The sequence below is a fragment of the Pantanalinema rosaneae CENA516 genome (assembly GCF_050753385.1).
Lineage (GTDB): Bacteria > Cyanobacteriota > Cyanobacteriia > Leptolyngbyales > Leptolyngbyaceae > Pantanalinema > Pantanalinema rosaneae.
Genome location: NZ_JBLZFZ010000050.1, coordinates 18,604 through 35,054, shown reverse-complemented (window position 1 = coordinate 35,054; position 16,451 = coordinate 18,604). Strand labels below are relative to the sequence as shown.

Here is a 16,451-nt window from a genome sequence, read left to right as displayed (position 1 = left end):
CAATTCTAGTCTCTGAGGTAGACTGAAGCGCAAAGTTAAACATTATGTAAAAAAATTCCACTTATCCCCTATATTTAGGTATCATCCAGGGCTTTAAGCGGCATTATTGATTTTTTCAACACTAAATATGGTGTTATGACCCTGAATCCAGCGGGAAGCATCCGCAGAGGTTTGAGATGGAACAGTGGGATTTCTTATTGCAAAAGGAAGGCGATCGCTCGTGGCTGCCCCTGGATTCGCCCGATGTGGAGATTTTAGAGGGACGCTATCGCATTGTGGCTCGCTCGGGTTATGTGAATACTGAGGTAAATATCAGTATTAGCTATCTAACGGTAGATGAAGACACGCCTAAACGTCGGTCTAAGCGGCGTACAGGTCGCACCAATCCGAACGGGTTAATGGTGATTCTGCCCTATACCCACTTGAAATCTGGCATTTGGCAAATCACTTGTACTTCAACCGATGTCATGGCTGATTTGCTGGGCGCAGATTGGCGACGATCGGTGCGTTTGCAGGTGCTAGCTAACATTGGGATTGAAGAGGATCCGCATCCGATCGTTCCCCCAGTCGATCAGGTTCCTCCGGCTGTCGCCTCGGCTCTGTTGCATGGGATGGCAGCACCCGACGCTGAAGCCGTAATCGCTGCTCCTCCCTCCCCTCTCACCAGCCAGGAAATTGAGCCAGAAGAGTCGCTGGAGAGCGATATAGAGGGATTGCCAGAACTCCCAGCCTTGCCAACTCCGAATACGGCGACAGTGGAACCGATCGCGGCTAGTACGACTCCGGGTGCTGGAGCGATGCCGTCGATCGATGATCTGGCTAGCCTGAATTTAGAAATTGCTCAGGTCTTAGGACTCTCGATGGATCGGTTGCTGGAGATAACCGAGCAGCTTTCCCATCAGGTGGTAGAAGAAGCCTTGCGAGGGCTCAACTTAACTGAATTAGCCGAGTCCTGGCGACAATCTACCGAGATGACATCTGCCGACAGGTTGGTATCAGAAGCTGTCGCCCCAGAGATGCCTGTTACGCCTTCTGAGCCTGAACCGGCGATCGCGGTTGAGCCAGCTATCCCGGCGGTTAGCTCAGAATGGATCTCTGTGGCTACCCTGCAATTACGCTTGAATTGTGAAAGCTTAACGGCTTGCTGTGGTGATACGTTGACCCTATCGGGTTGGATCGAACTCAATCCTGATGCCGAGCCGAGTCAGCCTGCCCAGCCATTTCCGGATTGGCTGAATTCTCTGACTGCCCTCGAAGGAGATCCCGAAACCATCCCATTTGCCGAAGCCAAGGTGCAGGAATTACGGATCAATTTACGCGATCCCCAAACCTCGGAACTGTTGTGCAGCGATCGACAATCAATTGCCTGCCTTACCACCGCGCTCCCGTTTAGCTTTAGCTTGAGGTTGCCAGGAGACTTAACTACTCATTTGCTGGTGGGGGAAGTCGCGCTGTATGGCTCGTTACCCGATGCTTCCGATGCAGAACTGGTTGTCTTGAAGAGTCAGCCGTTCTCGGTCACGGTGGATCCTGACCAATTAATGGCGGAATGGGCAAAGGTGAATCAAACCCTGGCAAACCACACGGATGCTGAAGACATGCTGGATTTACCCGTCCAGTTAAGTGTGGAATTAGCAGAGGCTCAACAGCGATCGCTGCTCGATTTGTCCTTTCTGAAGCTGGCAAAACCACCCCTGCCCGAACCGGAGCCAGAGCCGGAACCCGTTGCTCCTACCTTGAGTTCGGTGAGTGGTCACATTCTGCCCCCCCAACTCTACCGTCCTGATCCGGAGCAGGTGGGTAAGAAACCCTTGGAGTTACCGACCTTTAGGGCTGTAGCGTCGGTGGAAGAGGATGAGTTAACGGCGGAAGTGAACACCTTGGAATCGCCCTTAGAAGCAGAGTTAGAACCTGAAGTTGATCCTTTAACGCCAGTCGATCTGGATACCGCTGCGACTGAGCCAGAGGCGTTTACTGACCCTGAGATCGATCAGTCACAGCCAACCACGATCGTGCAAACCGCCGAACTGTTCTCTGTCCGGGAATTAGATGTAGATATGGTTCCAGAGGGGGTGGATGCACCCCGATCTCCAGTTCAGGTGGCATTTCAAGCTCTGAATCTTCAGGAGCGGTTTTTCAATCGCTTGAATGCCCTGGCCTCGGATACCGATTTGAAGGTGAGCTTACAAACAACTGTGGGTAAGTCAGAATCATTTAACACTCAGCCGAGCGTAGCAGCAACGATGATCAGTACAGACTTCGCGGCTTCAGAGTTTGTTGTGGATGATGAGCCAGGGGTGGACGATCGTCGCCAACGGCGTTCCCGTGGGTTGACTCGTCAAGCGATCGCTGAAATGCCGGAACAACCTAATCCATTAATCTTGCTGCCGGACGAACCTGTCCCAGTGCCGATCTTAGAAATCCTGGCAGATGAGTTGATCGCCGGAGAAACCGTGAATATCCGGGTGACGTTGCCCAATTTACTGCCCCGAATCTATGTCAAGCTGTGGGTCAACGATCGCCAAACTCGATCGCTCTTAGCGGGGCCTCAGTGGCTGATGGACTTCTTCCCGAATGGCTTTGATGCCTTAGAAGCGATTATTCCACTCACCGTCCCTCAGGGCAGCGTAGAGGTGCGGATCGAGGCGATCGCGGTGGAAATTCAAACCCAACGGGAAAGCCGGAAGGTGGTCCTTGACCAGGCGGTGATCTTAGATGACTTTCCCCTGGTGTCTCTGGATGAGTTCGATGCCTGAAGGCAACGGTTGTTACATTCCCCTACGATCGTTAAGAATTCTTAGAAATCCGCCAGGAGTACACACTTCACAGTAAATTCTGTACAGTCCGTCTTGAAAGTATCTAAAGATAGGAAACGTCATTATGACTGGTACATACGCAGCTTCTTTCCTACCCTGGATCCTGATTCCCGTTGTTTGCTGGCTGCTGCCCGCTGTAACGATGGGTCTATTATTCCTGTACATCGAACAGGATGCTTAATTGATCCAGAACTGAGGAGATTGATCGCAATCAATTTCCTTAAATATATACCCATGAAAAAACCGCCTATCTGCCTACTAGATAAGCGGTTTTTTCGTGGAAAACTTTGTAGAATATCTGCCTTCCAAACACTCAATTCCTGGAAGGCAAGCCATCGTTTCTAGACTGAGGAACCCAGTCCAGCATAAGCGCCATAAAAGAACAGACCTAATATGGTTAAAACGCCCAGACCGGCAACGGTTGCTACGATCCAGAGCGGAATCCTCCCAGAACTAAACACGATGTATGCCTCCTAACTCAGCACAAGAATAGAGTGAGCATGACTCACGGAAAACCACAAACTAATAATCTTGCAAAATTCTTTCAAAGATGAAAGATCCAAACAATCTTTAACGAATTGCTTTCTATCCGTCAAGCTGAAGTTGACGCAGCTTTAGTTAAAGAAGTAGCTGGAAAAGAGAATACCAAGAACGAAAATTAGCAACAAGCCCAGATACAGTGAAGTCCGGTTTAACTCAACGGGTTGCTTGTTGGGATTGGGGGTTTTACCTGTCACGGCTTTGATTACCTCTGAATAAACTGCATTGCTGCGATCGCGCCCAAGAAGAAGACGGTGGGGACAGCCAAAGCATGGACTGACAGCCATCTAACCGTAAAAATTGGGTACGAAACGGGTTGGTTTGGAGTATTGCTGGTCATAAGGTTGGAATGCAATTAAAACTACTTTGACAGGAATTGCTCAATTTGTTGTTTCGCCTCAAACCGATTATCCACAATCGGAGCTACCTGCCGTCCGGTGGGATAATACTCGTTCGGGCGAGGCGTACCAAACACATCGTAGGCTAAACCAGTGCTAACAAACAGCCATCCCGCAATAAATAAAGCGGGGATAGTGATGCTGTGAATCACCCAATAACGAATGCTGGTAATAATGTCCGAAAACGGACGCTCTCCGGTTGAACCAGCCATGCAGATTCCTCCACTGACAAAACGATACAAAAGGTTAATCTCTATCATACGGGAGCGCTGAACCACTCACAAGCAAGTTGACATCTGGGGAGCTTTGCTTGTTAAACGGGTTTGTCAAAGGGTTTGAGCCCCGATCGTCAAGTGCCTCAACCAACCGGCGATCGTCCTCCCATTGCCTTAGCTCAACCCCTTACGCTGATTGGATTCTTGGGGATCGATCGCAATACCAATTTCAGGCACTGCATACCAGGATTGCCCGAAAATCGATCCCCGAGACCGCCTGAATCCCCTGTAAACCTATGCGGTAGATGTCTTTACAGAAGGCAAACCATTCTCATAAATCGTCTAAGCGGCGCTTGAGGTGGGTTGATATTTCAACAGCACCCCTCGCTGTCCAATAATGAAACCATTCTCGGGATTGAGGAAGACGATCCGATAGAGGTTAGAGGGCACATTTTCCACGTCCCGGTCTTTCTCCCAGGTTTGCCCACCATCAATACTCCGGAGCAAATTGCCGCTCCCCCCAGATACCCAAACTTCATTCGGCGTTCGGTAAGCCAAATCGAGTAGTCCCCAACTGGTGGAGGCTTCTGGGTTGACTGGATCATCCCAGCCTTCGGCAGCCTCTAAATTACTAAATTGAATTTGTCCACCGCGAGCCAACATCCACAACCGACCATCCGCCGTAAAGCCCATATTCTGAACCCGGCGAGAACTATTGCGGTTATGGGGTTCCCAGGCGGTTTGACCGGGCTTCCAGGTGGAGTAGAAGTTACCACGGGACGAAACAGCGACATATTTACCATCGGGCGATCGGGAAATATTCCGAATCACCCCAACGGCTTCCTCGACCATCGCTTTCCAGGTTTTACCCCCATCGGCTGTGCGGTAGATTGCTCCGATGTCGGTGGTCATTTCGGCTGACTTGTCACCCAGCGCTAATACGGTATTCGGTGAACCGGGTAATTTCTCACTCAGGGGGACTCGTAACCAGGACTTACCAGCATCCGTTGTATGTAGCAGGATCGACGGCTGACCCGCTACCCACCCCTCATTGCCAGAAAAGCTAACTGAAGTGAGGCGGTAGGACTGATCCAGCCCCAGGGTGCGTGGTTCCCAGCTATTCCCGCCATCGTTGGTTTCTAGCAGGGTAGAATTTGTCCCCACTAACCAACCATGCTTGGGATTGCTGGTAAAACTGATGTCAAGTAAGTTTGCCTCGGTGGGCACCGTGATCACCTGCCAGGGGTTGGTATCGGTGGAGGGGAGATATGCCCCACCGCCACAGCCCACACAGAGCAGCGCCACGGCTAAAAGCGAAACAAATCGTTGCAAAAATTGGGTGGCAGTGCGCATTACTGGTTAGTCTCGAATAAGTCTCAATGTAGTTTTGTAACGGTAGCGGCGAGGCAGTGTCCGCTATTGCAGCCCATACAGGCTGAGAAAGAACAGGAAGGCCAGGGCTAGCCCCCCGAAGATTAACAGGTTCTTCTGGGTTGGGGTTAAGGAGTTCACTCCCAGACCATAGCCCAGATTTTCCTCAAACCCAGAGGCCTTACCCGTTACACCAATGTTACGGAAGCGGGATTTCGGCGCACTACAGACTGGACAGCGCCAGTTGGGTGGTAGCTCCTCAAAGGGGGTTCCAGCCGTAACCTGCCGTTTACTATCTCCTTTAGCGGGTTCATAAATATAGCCGCAGGCTTCGCATTCATGACGATCGAGTGCTTTTGGATCCACAGGATCAGCAGTTGGAGAACTCATTGCTTTCAGTCCAGTGATCGGTTGGTAAGGGAAAGGATGAGTAATTCTGAAAACTCTATTAAATTATATAAACAATCATGCACAGTCGGACAGATTTTGCTAGGTCTGTCGTTTGTAGTAGAGACAACGGTAGAATGATGCAGCGATCGAGGCAAGGATTGACCACTTGCCACCCGCAAGCTCAATAACTTCTATCATTTCGTTAAGATCCGCCTTCTATAATATGAAGAAGCGGTAACACGACTTCGTTAAGCAACTTCGAGAAAGGGTAATCATTGACCGTGTTTGTCCTCAGTGGCTACGAGTATCTTTTAGGCTTCCTGCTGATCTGTAGTTTGGTGCCCGCCCTAGCGCTGACGGCCGCTAAACTACTGCGGCCCAGCCGTCGGGGGCCCGAGCGGAGAACTACCTATGAATCTGGTATGGAGCCGATCGGCGGTGCCTGGATTCAGTTCAATATCCGCTACTACATGTTTGCGCTCATATTCGTAATTTTTGATGTGGAAACAGTGTTTCTATATCCCTGGGCAGTCGCGTTTAATCGGTTGGGGCTGCTGGCATTTATTGAAGCACTGATCTTTGTTGGCATCCTAGTTGTTGGGTTGGTTTACGCGTGGCGGAAAGGAGCCTTGGAATGGTCATGAATTCAGAACGGATGATGAATCCGGTTGAGCGACCACAAGTCACTCAAGATCTGTCGGAAAATGTCATCCTCACGACCGTGGATGATCTGTATAACTGGGCGCGGCTATCTAGTCTGTGGCCGATGCTGTATGGTACAGCCTGCTGTTTTATTGAATTTGCTGCCCTGATCGGCTCGCGATTTGACTTCGATCGCTTTGGGTTAGTGCCGCGCTCCACGCCCCGACAGGCAGACCTGATTATCACGGCTGGCACGATTACGATGAAAATGGCTCCGGCGCTGGTGCGCCTCTACGAGCAAATGCCGGAACCGAAGTATGTGATTGCCATGGGCGCTTGCACAATTACGGGTGGCATGTTCAGTGTTGATTCTCCGACCGCCGTTCGTGGTGTCGATAAGCTGATTCCGGTGGATGTCTACCTGCCGGGATGCCCTCCTCGCCCAGAGGCAATCATTGATGCCATTATCAAACTGCGGAAGAAGATCTCCAACGAGTCGATTCAGGAGCGGGGCTACCTCTTGCAGGAACACCGCTACTACAGCACTACCCATACGATGCAGGTAACTGCCCCCTTGCTCACGGGTGAATACCTGCAAACGGGGACGCGCGAAACGCCACCGAAGGAATTGATGGAAGCGATGGGTATGCCAGTTCCCCCAGCATTGTTAACGGCTGAAAAGGAGGGTACTCGTCGTGGCTGATCAACCATCAAATACGCCTGAATCGGCTGAAATTACCGCCTCGGACGCGGCGATCGTCGAACGGGGGAATACCTCTAAGTGGTTAGCGGACAATGGGTTTGACCATGAATTCCTGGGCTTAGATGCCTCGGGCGTGGAATTGCTCAAAATCGATCGCGACTTTTTGATTCCGATCGCGACGGCTTTGTATGCCTATGGCTTTAATTATTTGCAATGTCAGGGTGCGTATGATGCTGGTTCCGGTCAGGATCTGGTCAGCTTTTATCACCTGACGAAACTGTCGGATAATGCCGAGCGTCCTCCGGAAGTGCGTCTGAAGGTGTTCCTGCCCCGGGAGAATCCCTCGGTTGCCTCGGTGTACTGGATCTGGAAAGGAGCCGACTGGCAAGAACGGGAATCCTACGATATGTATGGCATTGTTTATGAAGGTCATCCCAATCTGAAGCGACTGCTGATGCCCGAAGACTGGGTTGGCTGGCCCTTGCGAAAGGATTACATTTCCCCCGATTTTTACGAGTTGCAGGACGCATATTAAGACTGCTCTGTACCCTGAACAATATATTTCATCGTGGTCAGCGTTTCCAGGCTAATTAGCCCCCGACGCTGACCCTTTTGATTGGACATCCCCAGGAAGACCGAATCTCCCCATTTCGGACTCCGAGAAAAGCGGGGTGAGGCATTAATGTAGGTCGAGGCGCTGTTAATCCCCAGGGCAAACTGCCGACTTTCCTGGTAGGACTCCGTTACCAGACAATCAGCGTGCCCGCTACTATGCAAATTAATCCAGGTAATCGCATCATCCAGACTATCGACCACCCGAAAGGCAATGGTTTTTGCCAGGTAGGCTTGATTCCATTCAATATCCTCTGCCAGACGTAGGTCAGGGAATTCGGTGACTAAACTGACATCACCTCGGAGTTCAAAGCCTTTCTCCCGCAAACTGTTCCATAACATGGTTAACGAGGACGGATTTTGATTGCGGTGAATCAGCACTTTTTCGATCGCATTGACGGGATCCGGTTCGCTCTGATGGCTGTCCAAGATGATCCAGCGCACCGTTTCCAGGCTACCGGAGGGCGACCAGTAGAGATAACAATTGCCCATCGCCGATCGCAGTACCGGAGCCGTCGCCTGTCGGGTAATCTGCTGCACTAAGCTAGGACGACCGTAGGGGATGATCAGGTTCACGTACTGATCCTGCACAATTAAATCTCGTACCGATGCTCCCTGATCGGACGGGAGGGCTTGCAGACAACCGTCGGGCAGTCCGGCATCCTCCAGGGCAGCCCAGAGAGCATGGGCGATCGCAGCATTGGAATTGCTGGCTTCACTGCCACCTTTGAGAATCAATGTATTGCCCGTCTTAATACACAGCCCCGCCGCGATCGCCGCTAATTCAGGAAATGCCTCGTAAATTAAGGCAATCACCCCTAACGGCATCAGTTGGGAGTAGGTTTGGCAATGATTCACCTGATGAATTGCCGTCATGACTCGCCCGATCGGGTCTGGGAGTTCACTCAGTCGCTGCAATAGTTGCACCGTGGTCTGGAGGCGTTCTGGGGTTAGCTTTAACCAATCCAATACCAGGTCAGGCACAGCCATCTCGCGGCTGGCTTCCAGATCTAAAGTATTTGCCTCCAAAATCTCGTTTTGGTTTTGTTTCAGGGCTTCTGCCATCAATTGCACAGCGCGACTACGCACCCCACCCTTGGTGGTCGCTAAACGAATCGAGGCCTGGTAGGCCGCATGGGCAGCCATGATTGGGTCAGAAGCCAGGGGAAAAGAATCCAGCGTCATGGGTTAACGCCTATACGCGAGCAAAACCATCAGAGCAGGCAGGACGGCGACTAAAAGCGCCACAATCGCCCACAACAGCACACTAGCTTTGGGGGAAGAAGTGAGTGCCAGTGGTAACCAGATAATCAACAGCACTAGCGTAATACAAAGGGCGATCGGCAGATAGCTTTCTCCTAGTCCTGGGTTCGCGACTCCCCACTGATGCCCCGTCCAACGCCATGCCCGTTTATAGGGATAACTGCTGGATAGTTCTTCCAGGACATAGCCTGCCTCCTCGACCACAAAAATTTTTTGACAGCGATTACAACCAAAGGCTTCCGTCAAGGCGATCGGAGTCAGATGACCTCGACGACGGCAGGGACAGGGATAATCCTGGCTTAAATCAATCTTTTGAGCTTTTTGAGGTTGCACAGGCGGCACAGATTCAAAAATTGGTTTGGATCTCTGTTTTAGTAAAACCTATTGTCTTTGTAACCATAGAGTTGGTTGATCAAATTTTTCTGTTATTTGCCTACCAAACTGCCTCTCCCCAACTTAGAGAGGTAACTATCCTGATTCAAGTTGCCAATGTTTTATGGCAATCTTACCATTCCCATCCTAAATCTCATCTCAGACGAAGGCATCTGAGCCGATTTAACCTGAGTCAGCGATGAGAGACGACTTTCAAAGCGGGTAACGCGATTCGAACGCGCGACATCAACCTTGGCAAGGTTGCGCTCTACCACTGAGCTATACCCGCAAATTTCAGACGAGCATCCGTCTGTCAAAATAGAACGAGTCTATTCAGAAGCGGGTAACGCGATTCGAACGCGCGACATCAACCTTGGCAAGGTTGCGCTCTACCACTGAGCTATACCCGCAAATTTCAGACGATTATCAGTTTGTCAAAATAGAACGAGTCTGTCAAGGGGTTCGACAAAAATGGATTGTATTCATCTCACTGGAATTCGCAGCTATGGCTACACAGGGGCATTACCCGAGGAACAAGTCCTCGGGCAATGGTTTGAGGTTGACCTGATTGTGTGGCTGGATTTGTCTGTAGCCGGACAGAGTGATCAGCTTCAGGACACTTTTGACTACCGATCGGCGATCGCGGCGGTGCAGCAGTTAATCAGTACGGCTCGGTTTGCTTTATTGGAACGGTTGGCAAGCGCGATCGCCGATGCTGTTTTATACCCAGAACCCTCAATAAATGCCCAATTGGTGCAGCAAGTGCAGGTGCGGCTGACTAAGCTAGCGGCTCCGATTCCTGACTTTGGTGGCAAGATTACGGTGGAAATTCTGCGATCAGCGGTAGAACCCGAAAAATGTGGGAGCCAGGTTACAAGAAATTTACACGCCTGATCAGGATGGGTATCAGCAGCGAACTGATCTGTTCTAATTGCCCAGCCAGTAGTGTTTCTAGACCTGAGCAGGGGTGGATTTACTCCGGTCGGATCACTGGTTTTTTCGCCCGAACCCGGCGATCGATCCCAGATTTTCGATCGAAACCTGCCTTCCGCCAGCTCAGATTTCTGATAGAATCTTATGAAAAGTTAACAATTACCCTTTAATCCCTCATGAATGTATTGGTGGTTGGTGCAACTGGCACATTAGGTAGACAAGTAACCCGGCGGGCGTTGGATGAGGGATATCAGGTACGCTGCTTGGTTCGTAGTATGAAAAAGGCAGCGTTCTTGAAGGAATGGGGCGCGGAACTGGTACGGGGAGACTTGTGTGAGCCAGAAACACTGATCCCTGCCTTAGAGGGCATCACGGCGGTCATCGATGCGGCAACAGCGCGGGCGACGGATGCGCTGGGGGTGAAAGATGTCGATTGGCAGGGCAATGTCAATTTAATCCAGGCGGCTAAAGCGGCTAACGTCGATCGCTTTATCTTTTTCTCAATTCTGGATGCCGAAAAGTATCCCCAAGTGCCGTTGATGGAAATCAAGCACTGTGTGGAGCAGTTTTTGGCAGAATCCGGTTTGAACTATACGATTCTGCGTCCCTGTGGCTTTCTGCAAGGGTTAATCGGTCAGTACGCCATTCCGATTCTGGAGGGGCAAGCGGTTTGGGTGATGGGCAATGCTTCCCCGATCGCCTATATGGATACTCAGGATATTGCGAAATTTGCGGTGCGGGCGTTGAGTGTGCCGGAAACCGAACAGCGATCGTTTCCTGTCGTGGGTTCCCGCGCCTGGAGTGGGGATGAAATTATTCGGCTGTGTGAGCGGTTATCGAATCGGGAAGCGAAGGTAACCCGGGTGCCCATGAATCTGCTGCAAACGGTACGTCGCGTCACTCGGGTATTTCAGTGGACCTGGAATGTGTCCGATCGTCTGGCATTTACTGAAGTGGTGGCAACCGGCAAACCCCTCACGGCAACGATGACGGATACCTACACGGCGTTTGGATTGGATCCAAAGGACACCACAACGCTAGAAGCCTATATGCAGGAGTATTTCGATCGAATTCTCAAGAAACTGCGCGAACTGGATTACGAGCAGGCAAAGGCAAAACAGAAAAAAGTCGATAGCAAGAAAAAAACCTACCCCAGATTTTGAATGGTCTGGCAATTGCTGCAAAAGTTGTTGCTACCACGATCGCGAAATCCAGAGATCATTTGATCGTTCAGAGTCGCCACCAGGGATGTTATAGTCCCTAATACTTGTCCATCTGCCCCTCAGTCATAACGGTTAACGTGCCCAAAGCTGGCATCATTTATAACGATATCAAACCGATCGCTTGTCAAACCGCCCAAGACATCCAAGACAAGCTGATTGCCTGTGGTTGGGAAGTTTACCTGGCAACCGGCATCGGGGGATTACTGGGCTACTCCAGTCCAGAAAGACCTGTTTGTCACAGCGCGATCGATCATTTGAATCCCCCCGGATTCGATGCGGATATGTCCTTTGCGATCGTCCTGGGCGGTGATGGGACGGTGCTATCGGCGTTTCGTCAAGTTGCGCCCTACGGCATTCCGCTGCTGACCGTCAACACCGGGCACATGGGGTTTCTGACAGAAACCTACTTGAACCAATTGCCGCAATCTCTAGAAGCCGTTCTTGCCAATCAGTATCAGATCGAAGAACGCAGTATGTTGTCGGTGCAATTGTTCCGCGACGACTTCTTACTCTGGGAAGCCCTCTGCCTGAACGAAATGGCGATCCACCGCGAACCCTTGACCAGTATGTGTCACTTTGAGGTGGAAATTGGACAACATGCTCCCGTCGATATTGCGGCTGATGGCATTATTATTTCCACTCCCACCGGGTCTACTGCCTACTCGCTGGCGGCGGGGGGACCGGTGATTACGCCGGGGGTGCCTGTGCTGCAACTGGTGCCGATTTGTCCCCATTCGTTAGCTTCCCGCGCCCTGGTGTTTTCTAATCAGGAACCCGTGACGATTTTCCCGGCGAATCTCAGTCGTTTGGTGATGGTGGTGGATGGCAATGGTGGCTGTTATGTATTGCCCGAAGATCGCGTCCGGATTCAGCGATCGCCCCATACGGCTCGGTTTATTCGGGTCAAACCGCCGGAATTTTTCCATGTGTTGCGCGAAAAGCTGGGTTGGGGGCTACCCCATATCGCTAAGCCCACTTCGGTCGAATTGCCTTAGGAAGGGGAATAAAATCCGTTCAAGCTTAGGCAGGGGCGGATTTTGTCAGCCAATGGATCGGAAGGATTTTCAATCACGATTCCGCTTGATCAGGCAGGCAACCTAGCTAGTCTATGCCTGAAGTCAACTATTTTTTCATAAACGTGCTAAAACAAGGAAGAAGCATTACCAGGCATAAATACTCACTCACGATTCCACATGAATACTGCTCTTCCTGAAACTAGTTCCTGCATTTTACTTGTGGAAACCGATGATACTCTGGCTCAGCACGTAAGTCTGGATTTGAAGGAATCTGGCTACGACGCGATCGTGGCGCAGGATGCGATTAGCGCGTTACGGCAGGTTCCCGACATGCAGCCCTCGTTAGTCGTGGTCGATCGCATGTTGGCAGGGGAGTCAGGCTTATGGTTGTGCAGTCGCCTGCGATCGATGGGGATGCGAGTGCCGGTGCTGATGATGATGGCACGGGATACGTTGGAAGATCGGATTGCCTGTCTGGAAGCGGGAGCCGATGATTATTTTCTCAAGCCCTATCGCACCGATGAGTTTTTGCAGCTTGTCCGGATGTATTTACAGCCCCACGGTCAGGGCAATGAAAAATTGCGGTTTGGCGATCTGGTGCTGGATTTGGCAACTCGGCAAGCGGGCAGAAATGGGCGAACGATCGACCTGACGATGAAGGAATTTGAACTGCTGAAATACTTGATGGAACATCCTCGAGAAGTGTTGACCCGGGAACAAATTCTGGAGAATGTCTGGGGCTATGACTTTATGGGCGAGTCGAATGTGATTGAAGTGTACATTCGGTATTTGCGGCTTAAGATTGAGGACGAAGGCGAGAAGCGGTTAATTCAGACCGTCCGTGGGGTCGGTTATGTTCTCCGTGAAGCGTAATAGTAGCCATGGACTGGGGAACTGAATTGACTGATTCATAGTCCTGGTTCTGACAGTTCTACGCTAGTGGATCAAGTCAGATGGTCGCACAGTCAAACTTAAGAGTGAGAATGAAGCAATATCCGCTGCTTGCGAATGGAAGCCACGATCGCGCCCGTTGGCCATTTAACGTCTCTGGACAGTCATTGAGTTGCCTGATCTTAGTCATGGCTTTGGTTGGATGTTCATCCCTGCCAGGAACGGCTGTCTCCTCCGATCGCGAGGTTCCTGTGGCTCAAGATCCTGCTGCTGTGAGTCCGGTGACTGATCCCCTCACGCAAGAGTTACCCATTTCGGCGCAGGTAAAAGTGGGGGAGCGGGTGATCCAGTTGGAAGTTGCTCAAACCCCGCAGCAACAGCAGATTGGCTTGATGAATCGCACTCAATTACCGGACGATCGCGGCATGTTGTTTCCGTTTGATCCACCCCGCCCCATTGCCTTCTGGATGAAGAATACGCTGATTCCGCTAGACATGATATTTTTGCGGAATGGTCAGGTGGCGCATATTGCCCGGAATGCCGCTCCCTGTAAGGCGGATCCCTGTCCTACCTACGGTACCCCCATTGAAATTGATCAGGTGATTGAGCTGCGAGGGGGACGAGCCGCCGAATTAGGAATTAAACCCGGCGATCGACTAGAGGTACAGCCGCTATCTCCATAACGGCTTGTCCGAAAATTCACATAATTTCTTAGTTTTTTTTAAGCATCTACGGTCAATTTACGGTAATCTGTCGTGAGATGGAGTTGAGAGTTGACCAGTTCATCTAAGCTGAGTGTCTAGATTCTTTGCCAAACCTCTGAGTAGTCAGGGACTTGGACTTCAGGATTACTAAACCTGACGTAAAAGAATCTCTCAGAGTGGTGTGAGGTAGATCCAGTTAGATGAACGTTGGATAGGCATTAGTGCTTGCCTGTTCGTGAGCTATGACCTTGTGATAGCTGCGGTAGGCTTAATTGCCAAAGCTTTTTCCGGCTTGGTTTTACACAGTTTCGGTAAAAAAGCTGAAGTGATCCGTATTCACCCATTTGCACTCTGTAGATCCACAGATGCAATGGTGGAGCAGCACTGCTTAAGTAGGCATTAATCTCTTTCAACTACATAAGTCGATCGGATGTTGACTCATCCTGCATCAGATGGGCTGATAGCCAGATGCGAGACTGACCACTGTAACGTTCTAGATAGTTAACTGGAATTCACAATAGTGTCCTATCACAGGAGGTGATACAGACATGGGACCTGCAACCTACGCTCGCTTGATTCGATTTCTCCAGGAGGATTTAGCTCTATCGGCTTCCTCTATTTCGATCGCCCTGCGCCATTTGGAGCAAGATCCAGGACCGTTGCCCATGATTTTGTGGCAATACGGTTTAGTTACTCTTGAACAACTTGACCGGATTTATGATTGGCTCGAACAGGCTTAACTGGCGACGATGGCTTGTTCAGGAGGAAGTTCATGAAGGGATTATGCTCCGGTACTAGTTCTATGAATCATTGTGTTCCCTGGTCATATTTGGATCGATCAACTCAATTCAATCAGTTTCCACAGAAGCGAAAGCGGGCTCAAGTTAGTCCGCTTTCTGCTTTAAAGGGTTAGTGAGCGGTGATGATTTTGGCAGCGGCAGTCACGCCTGCTCCAGAGGTGAAGGTATTGTGACCCAGTTCCAGGAGAGTAGCTTCCAGCGCACTTAAAGCGGTCAGAATGTCCCGATCGCGGACATAGCCAAGATGCCCAATCCGCAGGATCTTACCCTTCAGATGATCCTGTCCCCCTGCCAGCATAATTTTGAAGCGATGTTTCATCACAGATCGAATGGCTTCTGCATCGATGCCATCCGGGGGAAATAGAGCGGTTACGGTGGGACTAGCCGCATGATCGGGAGCAAACAAGCGAAATCCCAGGGCTTGTAAGCCACTGCGGAGTGCTTGGCTGAGGCGTTGATGACGATCGAAAATCCCCTCTAACCCTTCTGTCTGCATCATTTGTAAAGCGGCTTGCAGCGCAAAAAATAGGTTAACGGGTGGAGTAAAGGGATTGCTGTGCTTCAAGGCATCCTGTTGATATTTGCCTAAATCCAGATAGAAGCGGGGAAATTTCGCGGTGGGATACGCCCGCCAGGCTCTAGGACTGACGGCAACAAATCCCAAACCCGGTGGCATCATGTAGCCTTTTTGGGAGGCGGAAACCACGACATCCAATCCCCAGTCATCGATCGGAATCTGCACCGATCCCAAACTGGTCACGGCATCAACCATGATTAAGGCTTCACCATGCGCTTTGACATAGTGATTAATCGTTTCCAGATCATTAATCACCCCCGTGGAGGTTTCGCTGTGGGTCAGGATCACGGCTTTGATGGTTTTGTCAGTATCAGCCGCTAACCGATCGCGGAATTGTTCTGGATCCAGGGGGGTTCCCCACTCTGCCGTGATGGTGTCTACCTGTAAGCCAAACTTGCTGGCTAACTCCGCCCAGCGATCGCCAAACTTGCCATTACACCCCACTAACACGCGATCGCCGGGACTGAGGAAGTTGATCATGCCCGCTTCCATCGCGCCTGTGCCACTGCTGGCCAGAATCAACACATCATGTTGGGTTTGGTGTAGCCAGTTCAGGTTCTGTGTCACCTCCGCCATGAGTTGAAAAAATTCGTCGCTGCGATGGGCGATCGGGTGTTTTGCCATTGCCAATAAAACAGGTTCCGGAACTGGTGTGGGCCCTGGAACCATTAACATTAACGGATTGTCCATGGCGTTGCGAGTTGTTAAGGTAGCCTCTCCCAGGCTACCGCGACAATTTCACTCAGCCAACGGCGTTGATGCGGTTCAAGTAACGCGTCGTCCGCTAACACTTCGGCGGTTAATTCTTCTAAGGACTGCCCCTGCGAGCGCGCCACTAAGACCACACCGGCGATCGCGGAGACGATCAGTTCCTCATCCACGGATTTTTGGCGGAGGGCAACAACTTCTTGGGGACTGACTGGAATAGGATAATTCATGGCGATATGACATAGCGGGACGATGCCCAGTTAAATAATGAGAACGA

21 protein-coding genes and 2 tRNA genes are annotated in these 16,451 nt (G+C 50.9%); 11 read left to right on the top strand and 12 right to left on the bottom strand.

The genetic code is table 11. The features are described 5' to 3' along the window. Positions 1-176 precede the first annotated feature (176 nt). The gene (locus ACN4EK_RS23760) at positions 177-2,756 is read left to right on the top strand and encodes a hypothetical protein (RefSeq protein WP_431660791.1); all 2,580 of its coding nucleotides are present in this window, start codon (positions 177-179) and stop codon (positions 2,754-2,756) included. A 124-nt stretch (positions 2,757-2,880) separates the two neighbouring features. After that, a complete protein-coding gene (locus ACN4EK_RS23755) occupies positions 2,881-2,997 on the top strand; it encodes a photosystem I reaction center subunit VIII (protein WP_431660790.1) in 117 nt (38 codons plus the stop codon). Between the two features lie 160 nt (positions 2,998-3,157). Here the strand turns inward: ACN4EK_RS23755 and ACN4EK_RS23750 are convergent, their stop codons facing one another. From ACN4EK_RS23750 to ACN4EK_RS23725, 6 genes are all read right to left on the bottom strand, one after another. After that, a complete protein-coding gene (locus tag ACN4EK_RS23750; protein WP_431660789.1) occupies positions 3,158-3,277 on the bottom strand; it encodes a photosystem II reaction center protein J in 120 nt (39 codons plus the stop codon). Between the two features lie 153 nt (positions 3,278-3,430). Beyond that, the gene (locus tag ACN4EK_RS23745) at positions 3,431-3,553 is read right to left on the bottom strand and encodes a photosystem II reaction center protein L (protein WP_431660788.1); all 123 of its coding nucleotides are present in this window, start codon (positions 3,551-3,553) and stop codon (positions 3,431-3,433) included. An 8-nt stretch (positions 3,554-3,561) separates the two neighbouring features. Further along, complete coding sequence (psbF, locus tag ACN4EK_RS23740; protein ID WP_431660787.1) at positions 3,562-3,696, bottom strand: cytochrome b559 subunit beta; 135 nt, start codon at positions 3,694-3,696, stop codon at positions 3,562-3,564. Between the two features lie 21 nt (positions 3,697-3,717). After that, entirely contained in the window at positions 3,718-3,966 is a 249-nt protein-coding gene (gene psbE, locus ACN4EK_RS23735; protein WP_431660786.1) for a cytochrome b559 subunit alpha, read from the bottom strand. 345 nt (positions 3,967-4,311) lie between these two features. Further along, on the bottom strand, positions 4,312-5,322 hold the full coding sequence (locus ACN4EK_RS23730; protein WP_431660785.1) for a photosynthesis system II assembly factor Ycf48: 1,011 nt from the start codon (positions 5,320-5,322) through the stop codon (positions 4,312-4,314). Positions 5,323-5,385: 63 nt separating this feature from the next. Then, complete coding sequence (locus tag ACN4EK_RS23725; protein ID WP_431660784.1) at positions 5,386-5,730, bottom strand: rubredoxin; 345 nt, start codon at positions 5,728-5,730, stop codon at positions 5,386-5,388. 281 nt (positions 5,731-6,011) lie between these two features. On the opposite strand from ACN4EK_RS23725, the gene ndhC reads away from it, so the two are divergent. From ndhC to ACN4EK_RS23710, 3 genes are read left to right on the top strand one after another with little or no spacing between them, the layout of a single operon-like run. Beyond that, the gene (gene ndhC, locus ACN4EK_RS23720) at positions 6,012-6,374 is read left to right on the top strand and encodes a photosynthetic/respiratory NAD(P)H-quinone oxidoreductase subunit C (RefSeq protein WP_431660809.1); all 363 of its coding nucleotides are present in this window, start codon (positions 6,012-6,014) and stop codon (positions 6,372-6,374) included. Then, positions 6,365-7,075, top strand: coding sequence for a photosynthetic/respiratory NAD(P)H-quinone oxidoreductase subunit K (gene ndhK / locus ACN4EK_RS23715; protein ID WP_431660783.1), 711 nt, complete (start codon positions 6,365-6,367; stop codon positions 7,073-7,075). Before ndhC ends, ndhK begins: the two co-directional genes overlap by 10 nt. Beyond that, positions 7,068-7,610 carry an NAD(P)H-quinone oxidoreductase subunit J gene (locus ACN4EK_RS23710; RefSeq protein WP_431660782.1) on the top strand — a complete coding sequence of 181 codons (543 nt, stop codon included), beginning with the start codon at positions 7,068-7,070 and terminating at the stop codon, positions 7,608-7,610. Before ndhK ends, ACN4EK_RS23710 begins: the two co-directional genes overlap by 8 nt. Here the strand turns inward: ACN4EK_RS23710 and ACN4EK_RS23705 are convergent. The 4 genes from ACN4EK_RS23705 to ACN4EK_RS23690 all read right to left on the bottom strand — a co-directional run bounded on the left by ACN4EK_RS23705 (position 7,607) and on the right by ACN4EK_RS23690 (position 9,732). Continuing rightward, positions 7,607-8,872: a glutamate-5-semialdehyde dehydrogenase gene (locus ACN4EK_RS23705; protein ID WP_431660781.1), complete on the bottom strand. Its 1,266-nt coding sequence runs from the start codon at positions 8,870-8,872 to the stop codon at positions 7,607-7,609. The two genes, ACN4EK_RS23710 and ACN4EK_RS23705, sit on opposite strands and share 4 nt — an antisense overlap. Positions 8,873-8,875: 3 nt before the next feature. Next, complete coding sequence (locus ACN4EK_RS23700; protein WP_431660780.1) at positions 8,876-9,283, bottom strand: hypothetical protein; 408 nt, start codon at positions 9,281-9,283, stop codon at positions 8,876-8,878. A 256-nt stretch (positions 9,284-9,539) separates the two neighbouring features. Next, positions 9,540-9,611, bottom strand: a tRNA-Gly gene (locus ACN4EK_RS23695). Between the two features lie 49 nt (positions 9,612-9,660). Then, positions 9,661-9,732, bottom strand: a tRNA-Gly gene (locus ACN4EK_RS23690). 61 nt (positions 9,733-9,793) lie between these two features. On the opposite strand from ACN4EK_RS23690, the gene folB reads away from it, so the two are divergent. The 6 genes from folB (at position 9,794) to ACN4EK_RS23660 (ending at position 14,829) form a co-directional block, all read left to right on the top strand. Then, on the top strand, positions 9,794-10,216 hold the full coding sequence (folB, locus tag ACN4EK_RS23685; RefSeq protein WP_431660779.1) for a dihydroneopterin aldolase: 423 nt from the start codon (positions 9,794-9,796) through the stop codon (positions 10,214-10,216). Positions 10,217-10,431: 215 nt separating this feature from the next. Further along, on the top strand, positions 10,432-11,418 hold the full coding sequence (locus tag ACN4EK_RS23680) for an SDR family oxidoreductase (protein WP_431660778.1): 987 nt from the start codon (positions 10,432-10,434) through the stop codon (positions 11,416-11,418). 137 nt (positions 11,419-11,555) lie between these two features. Continuing rightward, complete coding sequence (locus ACN4EK_RS23675) at positions 11,556-12,473, top strand: NAD(+) kinase (protein WP_431660777.1); 918 nt, start codon at positions 11,556-11,558, stop codon at positions 12,471-12,473. Positions 12,474-12,671: 198 nt separating this feature from the next. Further along, a complete protein-coding gene (gene nblR / locus ACN4EK_RS23670; protein WP_431660776.1) occupies positions 12,672-13,367 on the top strand; it encodes a response regulator transcription factor NblR in 696 nt (231 codons plus the stop codon). Positions 13,368-13,477: 110 nt separating this feature from the next. Continuing rightward, on the top strand, positions 13,478-14,068 hold the full coding sequence (locus tag ACN4EK_RS23665; RefSeq protein WP_431660775.1) for a DUF192 domain-containing protein: 591 nt from the start codon (positions 13,478-13,480) through the stop codon (positions 14,066-14,068). A 569-nt stretch (positions 14,069-14,637) separates the two neighbouring features. Next, entirely contained in the window at positions 14,638-14,829 is a 192-nt protein-coding gene (locus tag ACN4EK_RS23660; RefSeq protein WP_431660774.1) for a DUF2949 domain-containing protein, read from the top strand. A 169-nt stretch (positions 14,830-14,998) separates the two neighbouring features. On the opposite strand, the gene ACN4EK_RS23655 is transcribed toward ACN4EK_RS23660, so the two are convergent. Together ACN4EK_RS23655 and ACN4EK_RS23650 are read right to left on the bottom strand one after the other, a co-directional pair. After that, complete coding sequence (locus ACN4EK_RS23655) at positions 14,999-16,156, bottom strand: pyridoxal-phosphate-dependent aminotransferase family protein (protein ID WP_431660773.1); 1,158 nt, start codon at positions 16,154-16,156, stop codon at positions 14,999-15,001. A 14-nt stretch (positions 16,157-16,170) separates the two neighbouring features. Beyond that, on the bottom strand, positions 16,171-16,404 hold the full coding sequence (locus tag ACN4EK_RS23650) for a hypothetical protein (protein WP_431660772.1): 234 nt from the start codon (positions 16,402-16,404) through the stop codon (positions 16,171-16,173). Positions 16,405-16,451: the final 47 nt, after the last annotated feature.

Coding starts and splice junctions, on each gene's coding strand:
- ACN4EK_RS23660 (WP_431660774.1), top strand. CDS start 14,638: ATGGGACCTGCAACCTACGCTCGCTTGATTCGATTTCTCCAGGAGGAT.
- psbE (WP_431660786.1), bottom strand. CDS start 3,966: ATGGCTGGTTCAACCGGAGAGCGTCCGTTTTCGGACATTATTACCAGC.
- ACN4EK_RS23650 (WP_431660772.1), bottom strand. CDS start 16,404: ATGAATTATCCTATTCCAGTCAGTCCCCAAGAAGTTGTTGCCCTCCGC.
- ACN4EK_RS23755 (WP_431660790.1), top strand. CDS start 2,881: ATGACTGGTACATACGCAGCTTCTTTCCTACCCTGGATCCTGATTCCC.
- ACN4EK_RS23680 (WP_431660778.1), top strand. CDS start 10,432: ATGAATGTATTGGTGGTTGGTGCAACTGGCACATTAGGTAGACAAGTA.
- ACN4EK_RS23655 (WP_431660773.1), bottom strand. CDS start 16,156: ATGGACAATCCGTTAATGTTAATGGTTCCAGGGCCCACACCAGTTCCG.
- nblR (WP_431660776.1), top strand. CDS start 12,672: ATGAATACTGCTCTTCCTGAAACTAGTTCCTGCATTTTACTTGTGGAA.
- ACN4EK_RS23665 (WP_431660775.1), top strand. CDS start 13,478: ATGAAGCAATATCCGCTGCTTGCGAATGGAAGCCACGATCGCGCCCGT.
- ACN4EK_RS23730 (WP_431660785.1), bottom strand. CDS start 5,322: ATGCGCACTGCCACCCAATTTTTGCAACGATTTGTTTCGCTTTTAGCC.
- folB (WP_431660779.1), top strand. CDS start 9,794: ATGGATTGTATTCATCTCACTGGAATTCGCAGCTATGGCTACACAGGG.
- psbF (WP_431660787.1), bottom strand. CDS start 3,696: ATGACCAGCAATACTCCAAACCAACCCGTTTCGTACCCAATTTTTACG.
- ACN4EK_RS23725 (WP_431660784.1), bottom strand. CDS start 5,730: ATGAGTTCTCCAACTGCTGATCCTGTGGATCCAAAAGCACTCGATCGT.
- ndhK (WP_431660783.1), top strand. CDS start 6,365: ATGGTCATGAATTCAGAACGGATGATGAATCCGGTTGAGCGACCACAA.
- ACN4EK_RS23705 (WP_431660781.1), bottom strand. CDS start 8,872: ATGACGCTGGATTCTTTTCCCCTGGCTTCTGACCCAATCATGGCTGCC.
- ACN4EK_RS23760 (WP_431660791.1), top strand. CDS start 177: ATGGAACAGTGGGATTTCTTATTGCAAAAGGAAGGCGATCGCTCGTGG.